General features: G+C 73.4%; 9 protein-coding genes. 5 read left to right on the forward strand and 4 right to left on the reverse strand.

What is annotated here, in order from left to right:
- Nucleotides 1-11: 11 nt before the first annotated feature.
- From ACFXJ5_RS22400 to ddaH, 3 genes are all read right to left on the reverse strand, one after another.
- Nucleotides 12-797 carry a TIGR03084 family metal-binding protein gene (locus ACFXJ5_RS22400; RefSeq protein ID WP_384633681.1) on the reverse strand — a complete coding sequence of 262 codons (786 nt, stop codon included), beginning with the start codon at nt 795-797 and terminating at the stop codon, nt 12-14.
- A gap of 82 nt (nt 798-879) precedes the next feature.
- Nucleotides 880-1,851, reverse strand: coding sequence for an acyl-ACP desaturase (locus ACFXJ5_RS22405; protein ID WP_384633684.1), 972 nt, complete (start codon nt 1,849-1,851; stop codon nt 880-882).
- A gap of 91 nt (nt 1,852-1,942) precedes the next feature.
- Nucleotides 1,943-2,719, reverse strand: a complete 777-nt coding sequence (gene ddaH, locus ACFXJ5_RS22410; RefSeq protein ID WP_384633686.1) for a dimethylargininase — start codon at nt 2,717-2,719, stop codon at nt 1,943-1,945.
- A gap of 60 nt (nt 2,720-2,779) precedes the next feature.
- Between ddaH and ACFXJ5_RS22415 the strand changes: the two genes are divergently transcribed.
- Nucleotides 2,780-4,423 carry an ABC-F family ATP-binding cassette domain-containing protein gene (locus ACFXJ5_RS22415; protein WP_384633689.1) on the forward strand — a complete coding sequence of 548 codons (1,644 nt, stop codon included), beginning with the start codon at nt 2,780-2,782 and terminating at the stop codon, nt 4,421-4,423.
- 16 nt (nt 4,424-4,439) lie between these two features.
- Here ACFXJ5_RS22415 and ACFXJ5_RS22420 read toward each other — a convergent pair whose 3' ends face one another.
- Nucleotides 4,440-6,962, reverse strand: a complete 2,523-nt coding sequence (locus tag ACFXJ5_RS22420; protein WP_384633718.1) for a SpoIIE family protein phosphatase — start codon at nt 6,960-6,962, stop codon at nt 4,440-4,442.
- A gap of 397 nt (nt 6,963-7,359) precedes the next feature.
- On the opposite strand from ACFXJ5_RS22420, the gene ACFXJ5_RS22425 reads away from it, so the two are divergent.
- From ACFXJ5_RS22425 to ACFXJ5_RS22440, 4 genes are all read left to right on the forward strand, one after another.
- A complete protein-coding gene (locus ACFXJ5_RS22425) occupies nt 7,360-7,845 on the forward strand; it encodes a glutathione peroxidase (protein ID WP_384633692.1) in 486 nt (161 codons plus the stop codon).
- Between the two features lie 20 nt (nt 7,846-7,865).
- The gene (locus tag ACFXJ5_RS22430; protein ID WP_384633721.1) at nt 7,866-8,561 is read left to right on the forward strand and encodes a L,D-transpeptidase; all 696 of its coding nucleotides are present in this window, start codon (nt 7,866-7,868) and stop codon (nt 8,559-8,561) included.
- 66 nt (nt 8,562-8,627) lie between these two features.
- The gene (locus ACFXJ5_RS22435) at nt 8,628-10,589 is read left to right on the forward strand and encodes an FUSC family protein (RefSeq protein WP_459253990.1); all 1,962 of its coding nucleotides are present in this window, start codon (nt 8,628-8,630) and stop codon (nt 10,587-10,589) included.
- A gap of 124 nt (nt 10,590-10,713) precedes the next feature.
- Nucleotides 10,714-11,628 (forward strand): DMT family transporter, encoded by a 915-nt coding sequence (locus ACFXJ5_RS22440; RefSeq protein WP_384633698.1) that lies wholly within the window; start codon nt 10,714-10,716, stop codon nt 11,626-11,628.
- The last annotated feature ends 105 nt before the right edge of the window (nt 11,629-11,733 follow it).

Below are 11,733 nucleotides of genomic sequence, written 5' to 3' on the forward strand. Positions count from 1 at the left end.
GCGAAGGGAAGTTATCCGCGGGGTTCACGGTCGGTGCCGGGCGGGCCGGCGAAGGCCTGGGCGATGTCGAGCCAGTGGTCGGCGTCTTTGCCCTCGGTGGTGAGGGTGAGGTCGGCGCGGTGGCGGCGGCGGGTGGCGAGGAGGCAGAAGTCGAGGGCGGGGCCGGTGACGCGTTGGGGGGCGTCCTCGGGGCCGTAGGTCCACAACTCGCCGGTGGGGGAGGTGAGTTCGACGCGGAATTCCTCGGTGGGCGGTTCCAGTCCGCGTGCGGCGTAGGCGTAGTCCCGGGCGCGTACGCCGATGCGGGCCACGTGGCGCAGGCGGGCGGTGGGGGCGCGGCGGACGGCGAGGGCGTCGGCGATGTCCTCGCCGTGGGCCCAGGTCTCCATCAGGCGGCCGGTGGCCATGGAGGCGGTGCTCATGGCGGTCCCGTACCAGGGGAAGCGTGCGCCGGGCGGCTGGGCCGTCAGAGCGGCGGCGAGCCGGGTGCGGCTGGTGCGCCAGCGGGCGAGCAGCTCGGGGGGCGGGAGCGCCGCGCCCTGCTCGGCGGCCTCGTCGACGTAGGTGTCGAGGGAGGCCATGGCGTCCGCCACTTCACGGGCGAAGGCGTCGGGGTCGGTGACGGCGAGCAGTGACTGCCCGTCGGTCCAGGCGAGATGGGCGATCTGGTGTGCGATCGTCCACCCTTGGGCGGGAGTTGGGGTCGCCCACGCCTGGTCGGCCAGGCCGGACACCAGCTCGTCCAGGTCCTGGCTCTCGTCCCGCAGATCACTCAGTACGTACGTCGGATCGGCCACGGGCGCCAGACTGGCACCGCCCGCCGCCGGAAACAAGCACGCGTGCATGATTTCCGGCGGCGGGCGGCTTGACCGCTTCGGGTCAGGAGGCGGCGCGGGCCGCCCGACGGGCCAGCAGCGCCTCGCGACGCTCGTCGAACTTGACGGCCTGGGCGTTGAGTTCACCCATGAAGAAGCCCAGCTCCTGCTGTGCCTTGAGCCCGTCGGGGCCCAGGCCGGTGGTCTCCAGGACCTTGAGGTGCCGCAGGACGGGCATCAGGACGTCGTCGTGGTGGATCCGCAGGTTGTAGATACCGCCGATGGCGATCCGGGCGGCCGACCGCTCGAAGCCCGGCATGCCGTGGCCCGGCATCCGGAAGCCGACGACGACGTCGCGGATGGCCCGCATCGTCTGGTCGGGCGCGAGTTCGAGCGCCGCGCCCAGCAGGTTGCGGTAGAAGACCATGTGGAGGTTCTCGTCGGTGGCGATCCGCGCCAGCATGCGGTCGCAGATCGGGTCGCCGGACTCCTTGCCGGTGTTGCGGTGCGAGATGCGCGTCGCCAGCTCCTGGAAGGCGACGTACGCCACCGAGTGGAGCATGCTGTGCGCGTTGTCGGACTCGAAGCCCTCCGACATGTGGGTCATGCGGAACCGCTCGAGCTCCACCGGGTCCACGGCGCGGGTGGTCAGAAGGTAGTCCCGCATCGCGATGGCGTGCCGGCCTTCCTCCGCCGTCCAGCGGTGCACCCAGGTGCCCCACGCGCCGTCGCGGCCGAACATGGTCGCGATCTCGTGGTGGTAGCTCGGCAGGTTGTCCTCGGTGAGGAGGTTGACGATCAGCGATATCCGGCCGATCTCCGTCACCTTCGACTGTTCCGGCGCCCAGGCCTCGCCGCCCATGATCCCGTCGAAGTTACGGCCGTCGCTCCACGGCACGTACTCGTGCGGCATCCATTCCTTGGCGACGCCGAGGTGGCGATTCAGCTCGGTCTCGACCACCTCTTCCAGGGCGTACAGAAGCTTCGTGTCACTCCATGTGTCCGACTCGGTGCGCTGGGACGGGGTGATGGTCACGTTGTGCTCGCTCCTGACGACTGAAAGACACTTACGCTTGCGTAGGTTACGCCACCGTAGGTTAATACCGGTCGAAAAGGCAACCGGCCTCCTATCCGTAGAGTTCCCGCATCCGGACCGACAAACAGGTCACGCAACCTTCCAGTCGCTCGAACTCGCTGATGTCCACGACAACCGGCTCATAACCGAGGTCCGCGAACAGCTCCGCGCTCTTGGGCGCACTCGCCGCCATGAGCAGCCGGCCGCCGCCGAGCAGCACCACATGCGCCCCGGCCTCCTCGGGCACCGGAAGGAAGCGGGGGAAGACGGCAGGGTCGTCGACCAGCGGCGGAAAGCCGATGACGGTGCCGTCCGGAAGGGCGGTCACGGCCGACTTGAGGTGGAGCACCCGGGAGACGGGGACGGCGACGACCTGTGCGCCCAGCGGCTCGAAGACGGACCGCAGCCGGCGTACGCCCTCCCCGTTCGTGCGGCCGCCCCGGCCTACGTAAATGGTGTCGCCGACCTTCAGGATGTCGCCGCCGTCCAGGGTGCCGGGCTCGTGCACCCGGTTGACGGACAGGCCGAGTGCGGTGACGGCCTGCTCCACGGCCGGGGTCTCCGGCTTGCGGGAGTCGGCGCCGGGCCGGGCGATCAGGGCGACGTTGCGGAAGACGACCACCGTGTCCTCGACGAAGACGCCGTCGGGGCAGTCGTCGGCCGGGTCGACCTCGATCGTCTCCCAGCCGTGCGCGGCGAGCGCGGCCACGTACGCCTCCCACTGCCGCAGGGCGAGAGCGAGATCCACCGGTGAGCGGTCGATGTGCGTGACCAGGCCCTCCGGCAGACGGGGGCTGGGGCGGCGGACCAGGGCTTTGCGGCTGGGCATGTAAGGAGCCTCTCCTACGGTTCGGGGCCGACGCACGGGGGCCGCTAGGATCACCCTCTGATGAGCGCCACACTGGTTGTCAAGGATCTTGCCGCAGGTCACGGGGATCGTGTCCTCTTCTCCGGTCTCGAATTGGTCGTCGCCCCCGGCGACGTCATCGGCTTGGTCGGCGCCAACGGCGCGGGCAAGTCGACGCTGCTGCGCCTGCTGGCCGGGCTGGACACGCCCGAGCAGGGCCTGCTGCGACTCAGCCCGCCGACCGCCTCCGTAGGCCATCTGCCGCAGGAGCCGGAGCGCCGGGAGGGCGAGACCGTACGGGCCTTCCTCGCCCGGCGTACGGGAGTGGCCGCCGCCCAGGAGGCGCTCGACGCCGCCACAGAGGGCCTCGTGGAAGGGACGCCGGGCGCGGACGACGCGTACGCCGAGAGCCTGGAGCGCTGGCTCGCCCTCGGCGGCGCCGATCTGGACGAGCGGGCCGAGGAGGTCGCGGACTCCCTCGGCCTGACCGTCGGCCTCGACCAGCCGATGACCTCGCTGTCCGGCGGCCAGGCGGCCCGCGCGGGTCTGGCCTCGCTGCTGCTCAGCCGCTACGACGTCTTCCTGCTCGACGAGCCCACCAACGACCTCGACCTGGACGGCCTGGAGCGCCTCGAAGCCTTCGTCAAGGGTCTCAAGGCCGGCACGGTCGTCGTCAGCCACGACCGCGAGTTCCTGACCCGCACCGTCACCAGGGTCGTCGAGCTCGACCTCGCCCAGCAGCAGGTGAACACGTACGGCGGCGGCTATGCCGGCTACCTGGAGGAGCGCGAGGTGGCCCGCCGCCACGCCCGCGAGGAGTACGAGGAGTACGCCGACACCCGCGCCGGCCTCGAGTCCCGCGCCCGCATGCAGCGCAACTGGATGGAGCACGGCGTCCGCAACGCCCGCCGCAAGGCGAGCGACAACGACAAGCAGAGCCGCAAGACGCGCGCCGAGTCCACCGAGAAGCAGGCCTCCAAGGCCCGCCAGACCCAGCGGATGATCGAACGCCTGGACTCCCATGCCGTCGACGAGCCCCGTAAGGAGTGGGAGCTGCGGATGGAGATCGCCGCCGCACCCCGCTCCGGCGCCGTCGTCGCCACCCTGCGCGGCGCCGAGGTCCGGCGCGGCGGCTTCACCCTCGGCCCCGTCGACCTGCAGATCGACTGGGCCGACCGGGTCGCCATCACCGGCGCCAACGGCTCCGGCAAGTCCACCCTGCTCGCCGCCCTCCTCGGCCGCGTCCCCCTGGACGCGGGAGGCGGCTCCCTCGGCCCCGGCGTCGTCGTCGGTGAGGTCGACCAGGCCCGGCGCCTCTTCTACGGCAGCGAGGCCCTGATGGAGGCCTTCGGCGCCGAGGTGCCCGACCTCCCGCCCGCCGAGGTCCGTACGCTGCTCGCCAAGTTCGGCCTCAAGGCCGCCCATGTGCTGCGCCCGGCCGCCACTCTCTCCCCGGGCGAGCGCACCCGTGCCGCCCTGGCCCTGCTCCAGGCGCGCGGCGTCAACCTCCTCGTCCTCGACGAGCCCACCAACCACCTCGACCTGCCGGCCATCGAACAGCTGGAGGCCGCGCTCGCCTCCTACGACGGCACGCTGCTGCTGGTCACCCACGACCGGCGCATGCTGGACGCGGTGCAGACCACCCGCCGGCTGGTCGTCGACGCCGGCCGAGTGGCCGAGCACTGAGCGGCCCGCCGCCTGGTCAGGGCTCCTGTGCAGCTTCTTCCGGTTCTTCCGGTTCTTCCGGCTCGCGCAGCGGCACCATGACCTCGCTCCACACCTGCTTGCCGCCGCCGAGCGGCACGGCGCCCCAGGATGCCGACACCGCCTCGACCAGCAGGATGCCCCGGCCGCCGGTCGCCTCCCAGTCCACGATCACCGGCTTGGCGGGGGCACGGGGCGACGAATCGGTCACCGCGACCCGCAGGCGGTCCGCGCCGAGCGTGAAGTCGAGGCGCACCTCGCCCGTCGTGTGCACCAGGGCGTTGGTGACCAGTTCGGAGACGACCAGCAGGACCACGTCCGACACCTCCGTGATCTTCCAGGCGCGCAGGGTGCGGGCGGTGAAACGGCGCGCGTGCATGACGGCGTCGGGCAGCCGCCAGACGGTCCAGTTGGCCCGTATCGGCCGGACCTTCATCCCGTCGTAGCGCATGACCAGCAGCGCCACGTCGTCGTCGCGCCGGCTGCGGTCGCCCAGCAGGTCGTCGGCCAGGCGCCCGGCGTCCGACGGATCGCCGGTGGACAGCACGACTCGCATGCGGCGCAGGCCCTCGTCCAGGTGCAGGCTCGCGGACTCGACCAGCCCGTCGGTCAGGAGGACGAGAACGGTGCCCGGGCTCAGCCCGACCGAGGTCATGGGGAAATCCGTCTCCGCGAGCACCCCGAGCGGCAGGCCGCCCTCCGCCGTCACCTCCTCGGTGCTGCCGTCCGGGAGACGCAGCAACGGCGGCAGATGTCCCGCCCGGACGAACCAGGCGTTGCCCTCCTCCATGTCCAGGTCGACATAGCAGCAGGTGGCGAACAGGTCGGTCTCCATGCCGACGAGCAGCCGGTTGGCGTGGGAGACGACCACATCGGGCGGATGGCCCTCCACTGCGTAGGCCCTGATCGCCGTACGCATCTGCCCCATGATCGCGGCTGCCCCGGCGCTGTGCCCCTGGACGTCCCCGATGACCAGCGCCACCCGGCTTTCGGAGAGCGCTATGACGTCGTACCAGTCGCCGCCCACCTGGAGCCCCCTCATGGCGGGCAGGTAGCGGGCGACGGCCACCCCGCCGAGCAGCTCCGGCAGCCTGCGGGGCAGCAGGCTGCGCTGGAGCATCGTGGCGAGTTCCTGCTCGGCGTCGTGTGCGTGCGCCCGCATCAGAGCCTGTCCGACCAGGCCCGCTGTCGCGGTCAGCAGCGACCGCTCCTCGGGGACGAACTCGTGCGGCTGGTCCCAGCCGATCAGGCAGACGCCCGCCACCCGGCCCTGCGACGGCAGCGGCAGCACGGCGAGCCCGCCGGGGCCGACGCCCGCGAGACCGGGTTCGAGGGCGGCGTCCGCGGGCCACAGGGTCGTACGGCCCTCCCGCAGCGCCGCCTCCAGCGTCGGCAGGTCGCGGATCGGCGCGTCGGGCCATTCGGAACGCCATTCGGAACGCCACACGTCGGGCCACGCGCTGTGCTGGGGCGGATCGAGGACGGTGACCACCAGCCGGTCGCCCTCGGTCTCGGCGAGCGCCACCCGCGCGGCACCCAGCGGCTCGCGCAGCGCGGACGCCACGACGCGGCTGACGTCCCTGATGGTCGTCGCGTTGGCGAGTCTGGCGGACAGCAGCTGCACCCTGGAGATCTCGTCGACACCGGTCCGCAGATACGAGGCGTCGGCGACCACGCCCACCACCCGCTCCGGCGTGCCGGAGGCGTCGGCCAGCATCCGGCTGCGCACCCGCAGCCAGCGCAGCTCGCCGGTGGGCCGGCGGACCCGGAACTCCAGCTCCCGGCCGCCCGGGGGCATGTGGCCGGGATCGACCATGGACATGAGCGCGGGCAGGTCTTCCGGCACCGCGAGCGCCAGCAGGGACTCGCCCCTGCCGTCGTAGTCGTCCGGGCCGATGCCGGCCAGCTCCAGCAGCCGTGCGTCCGCGTCGATCCGCCCCGTGCTGAGGTCCACCGTGAAGGAGCCGACGCGGAGCCGGTCCAGGGCGAGCGCCAGAAGCGACCGAGGCGCACCGTCCCCGGCCCGCAGCCGTGCGGCGACCTGCCCGGCGTACGTCTCCAGGAAGCCGCGCTGCTCGGCGCCGAAGCCGTCCGGGGCGTCGCCCACCACGACCAGGCACCCCCGCGGCCCGCCGGGCGCCCCGAGCGGCAGCGCGCCCAGCGACACCTCGGGGGGAAGCCTCCCCGCCTCGCTCTCGCGGTACGCGGCGAGGCCTGCCGAGTCCAGCCACAGCGGCCGGTCGGCGCCGAAGGCGTCGGCGACGGGCGAGGCACCGGACAGGGAGTACGTCTCCGGCAACCCGTACATGGCGGTACGCCCCCCGGCCGTCTCGACCAGCCGCAGCCCGTCCGCGTTGTCGACCAGCTCGTATACAGCGGCCAGCACCGCCCCGGCGAACGCCAGGACCTGCTCCCTCAGCGCCTCCTCCGGCGCCGGAGAGGACGCAGCGGCGTCATCCGCCCCGGCCACGTCTGCTCTCGGCCCCGAGACACCGACCCCGGCGCCGCCATCGTTGGGCAGGGCGCTCACACCATCAGAATGGCACAGCTGCAGGTCCCGCGAGAGGTGAGCGGTCCCGGTCCGTGACCCGGTCGTCACACAGTCCCGGACGCCAAAGGGCCGTCGCCACCGCCGCCGGGGCTGACCCGACCCGCTCGGGCCATCGCCGCCCCGGGGCCCCTGGCCGGTGCACATGGGTGATGGTCCATTAGTTCCCGCTCGGCTCTTTCGTGCGACGTGCGTCGGCCTGGAGACCCTGCGGTCCTGGCCGGGCGTCAGATCGTCACAAGGGCCGTCACTCCGGGAAAGGGGGCCTTGCTCTGTTCCCCGCGGGCGGATCAGGGGCCCTCGTGGGAAGATCGGGCCCGACGGCGGGGTTGAGACGGACGACAACCCGCTGACCGAGGAGTTATCCATCGTGAGCCTGTACGACATTCCCCTGCGCACCCTGTCCGGCGAGCCCGCTTCCCTCGCCGACTACCGCGACCAGGCGCTGCTGATCGTGAACGTGGCCTCCAAGTGCGGGCTCACCCCGCAGTACGAAGGCCTGGAGCGGCTGCAGAAGCGCTATGCGGACCGTGGCTTCAGCGTGCTGGGCTTCCCCAGCAATCAGTTCGGCGGCCAGGAGCCGGGCTCGTCGGAGGAGATCGCGACCTTCTGCTCCGCGACGTACGGGGTGAGCTTTCCGCTCTTCGAGAAGGCCGACGTCAACGGCGGCGACCGGCAGCCGCTGTACGCGGCGCTGACCGAGACGCCGGACGCGGCGGGCGAGGCCGGCGACGTCCAGTGGAACTTCGAGAAGTTCCTCGTTTCCGACGGCGAGGTCGTCGGCCGCTTCCGTCCCCGTACCGAGCCCGAGGCCGAGGAGATCACCTCCGCCATCGAGGCCGCCCTCCCGCGTTGACCGGCGCCCTCCGTCTCGCCGTGGCCTGCGCCGCCGTGCTGGCCTCCGTCGCCGGCACGGTGGGCGCGGGCCCGCGCGTCCCCGGCGCGTCGCTGCCGGCGCGCATGGCCGACACGGGCGGCGGTACGCAGCTCGTCACGGCCGAGGCGGAGGGACCCGGCTCCACCACCGGCACCGTGACCTGGTGGGACCTGCGGGACGGCTGGTGGACCAGGGCCGGGTCCGCCCCGGCCCGCTTCGGCGCCCACGGACTCGCCGAGGGCGCGAGCCGCCGGCAGAACACCTACACGACGCCGACCGGGTTGTACGACCTGCCCCTCGCCTTCGGCGTCGACCCGGCACCGCGCGGTACCCGGACCGCTTACCGCCGCGTCACCGCGACCTCGTGGTGGTGCGAGGACAACGCCTCCGCCGACTACAACCGCTGGGTCCAGCCGCTGCCCGCCGACTGCGCCCCCGCCGAGGCCGAGCGGCTGAACGCGTACCCCGTGCAGTACGGCCGGGCGATGGTCATCGGCTTCAACTACGCCGAGCCCGTCCGGAATCGGGGCGCCGGGATCTTCCTGCACGTCAACGGCCATGGCGCGACGGCCGGTTGCGTATCCGTACCGGCGGCGGCGATGAGCCGGATCCTGCGCTGGGCGGATCCCGCGGCCGGCCCCCACATCGCGATCGGCACCACCGGCGCCGGGCCGCTGGCCATCACCGGCTACTGACCGCCCTGGTGGCGGGCCGCCGGGCCGGGCAGGGCCCCGCGTACCCTGGAGAGCAGCCGCCGGTCGATGGCGTCCTGGCCGGCCCCCCATTCGCACCCCCATCACGTCAAGGATGCCCTCTTGCCCCTGCGTAAGTTGCCGCTCTGGCTTGCCCACCCCCTGCGCTGGCAGCGATTGCCCGTGCCGTGGGCGGCGGTGGCGCGCGGGGCGCTCGCGGCGGGACCGCTGCTGGCGGCGGGAATCGGGGCCGGGCGGCCGGAGGCGGGTGTCCTGGCCGCGCTGGGCGCGATGCTGGCAGGGGTGAACGACCGGCCCGGGACCCGGCGGACAGGCATCGTCCACGTGGGGCTGCCGGCGCTGGCGGGCGCGGCGGGGCTGCTGCTGGGCGGTGTGGCGGCGGCCGTCGTGCCCGGGTGGTGGGTGCTGCCGGTGATCTTCGCGGTCGGGCTGGTGTCGGGGTCGGTGAGCACGGCCGGGCCGGTCAGCTCGGCGGCGGGCGTCCAGCTGATGGTCACCACGGTGATCGGGATGGGCATGCCGCTGCCCGGCACGCCGTGGTTCAAGGCGCTGTGCTTCCTCGCCGGCGCCGCCTGGCTGCTCCTGCTCCGTCTCGTGCTGCGGACGCCGCGCCCGGCAGGCGGCGCGCTGGACGGCGAACGGGCCGCGCTGGCCGTGGTGTTCGAGGCCCTGGCCGACGCGCTGGCCGCGGTCGGCGGCCCAGGGGCGGTACCGGCGCGGCGGCGGCTCACGGCGGCGCTGGACCGGGCCGACGAGGCTCTGCGGCTGCACCGGCTGCTGCGGCGCCGGGTCACCGACGAGGAACTGCTGTTGACCGAGCGCTTCGACGCGGCGACCGCGCTGTGCGAGGCGGGCGTGGCGCTGCTGTGGGAGGGCCGGTCGCTCCCGCCGCGCATCGTCGAGGGGCCGCGCCGGCTGGCCGCCGCCATCCGTACCGGTACGTCGCCGGGGGCGCTGCCCGCGCCCGAGTCGAGCACGGCCGCCCGCGCCGCCTTCGACCGGGCGCTGCTGCAGGCCGCACTGGCGTTCGACCGCAGTGTGCCGCAGGTGTCGAGCCCCGCCGAGGTGGAGTCCGTGGCCCCGCCCCGCGTACGGCGCCGGATGCTGAGCGCGCCCGGCAGGCGTTACGGGGCCCGGGTCGCGGTGTGCGTGACGGCGAGCGCCGCCGTCGCGCTGGCGCTGCGGGCGGGCCACTGGTACTGGCTGCCGGCCACGGCGGCGTTCCTGGTCAAGCCGGACCTCGGGCCGCTGTTCTCCCGCGTGGTGAACCGCTTCGCCGGAACGGCGCTCGGCGTCCTGGTCTTCGCCGGTGCGACCGCCGTCCTGTCCGGCGGCCACTGGTGGCCGGCCTTCGTCGCCGGCGCCGCCGGGGCGCTGGTGCCGGTGGCGAGCCGGCACTACGCCCTGCAGACCGCCGTGGTGACGCTGCTGGTGCTGTCCTTCGTCTGGGTCGGCGGCGACACCCAGGCGGCCGGGAACCGGCTGGCCGACACCGCCATCGCCTGCGCCATCGTGCTGCTGGCCGGGCATCTGCCGCGCCTGGTCGACCCCGCCGCCCGGGTCGGGCTGCGGCTGGCGGCCGCCCTGCGGCGTACCGAGGCCTACCTCGGCCACGTCCTCGCCGCACCGGCGGGGGAGGGGGCGGGGGAGCGGATGGCGCTGCGCCGGTCCGCGTACCAGGCGCTCGGCGAGGCCAGGGCCGCCGCCGAGACCGTACGGGCCGAGCTGCCGGCCCAGCGCGCCCGGATCACGGACTGGGGCCCCCTCGTCGCGGCGGCGGAACGCATCGTGGACGCCGCGACGGCCTGCGCGGTGCGGATGGAGCACGGCGCGCCCCGCCCCTCGGCGCGTGAGGCGGCCGAGGTGACCGGGGCGATCACCGCGCTCGCGGACGCGCTCGACGGGCGGGCCGACGGCGCTCCGCCCGAGCTCACGACCACCCCGGAGTGCGAAACCCTCGCGGACGTGGTTGCCGAGCTGCACCGTATCCGGGAAGTGACCAAGCGGTGACAGCCGCGTTTGTCAAGAGGGCGCCCCCGCAAGGTCGCCAAGCATCGCGATCACATGCCCAGTGGGGTTATCGTCGGCCCCAAGCCGTTCGATCGTCGTCGTCCTATGAGGGGATTGACAAACTGTGGCCGTGTTCCTGCTCGGGCTGGGTTCCGCCTGCTGCCTGGGGCTCGGCTTCGTACTGCAGCAGCGAGCCGCACAACGTGCCCCGCTCTCGGACTTCCTGTCCTTCCGGCTGCTGCTGGACCTCATGCGGATGCCCGAATGGCTGCTCGGCATCTTCTTCATGGTCACCGGCCTGGTGCTCAGCGCCCTCGCGCTGACCCAGGGCGAGGTCTCGCTCGTCGAGCCACTCACCGCCACCAGCCTGCTCTTCGCGATGGCGCTCTCGCGCCGCCTCACCGGCCAGCGGCTCGGCCGCCAGGGCTGGTCCGGGGTACTGCTGCTCGCCGCCGGGGTCACCGCCTTCATCGTCGCCGGCCAGCCCTCGGGCGGCGGGGGGCACGCCGGGCCGCTGCGCCACTGGCTGCTGGTCGGCATCGTCTCCGGCATCGCGCTGCTGCTGGTCGGCGTCGCGAAACGGCTGACGCCCTCGCGTGAGGCCACCGTCCTCGCCCTGGCGGCGGGCCTGCTGTACGGGCTGCAGGACGCCTTCACCCGTACGACCGGCCAGCTGGTCGAGGACGAGGGCATCGCGGCCCTCACCCTGCACTGGCAGCCTTACGCCGTGGCCGCGATCGGCCTCACCGGCCTGGTCCTCGTCCAGAGCGCCTTCGAGACCGCCCCGCTGCGCATGTCGCTGCCCGCGCTGACCGCCGCCCAGCCGCTGGCCGGCATAGCCTGCGGCGTCGGCTTCCTCGGCGACCGGCTGCGCGTCACCCCGGGCGCCCTGGCCTGGGAGGCGGCCGGCCTCGCCGCGATCACCATCGGCGTCGTACTGCTCGGCCGCCACCCGGCGCTGCCCTGCTCCCAGGACACGTCGAGGCGGCTCCCCCTCAAGGAGCCCGAGGTCCACGAGGCGCCCAAGGCGGTCCGCTAGAGCCTGTCTTGTGGATCTCCGCGGCGTCGCGTGCCCTGGCACTGGGGGCACCTCCCAGCCCCCAGGGCTGGGGGAACTCGCGGCGTTGTCGTCAGTCAACGACGT

Origin of the sequence: Streptomyces sp. NPDC059373 (genome assembly GCF_042751495.1) — a bacterium.
Taxonomy (GTDB): Bacteria; Actinomycetota; Actinomycetes; order Streptomycetales; family Streptomycetaceae; genus Actinacidiphila.

Coding starts and splice junctions, on each gene's coding strand:
- ACFXJ5_RS22435 (WP_459253990.1), top strand. CDS start 8,628: ATGGCGTCCTGGCCGGCCCCCCATTCGCACCCCCATCACGTCAAGGAT.
- ACFXJ5_RS22415 (WP_384633689.1), top strand. CDS start 2,780: ATGAGCGCCACACTGGTTGTCAAGGATCTTGCCGCAGGTCACGGGGAT.
- ddaH (WP_384633686.1), bottom strand. CDS start 2,719: ATGCCCAGCCGCAAAGCCCTGGTCCGCCGCCCCAGCCCCCGTCTGCCG.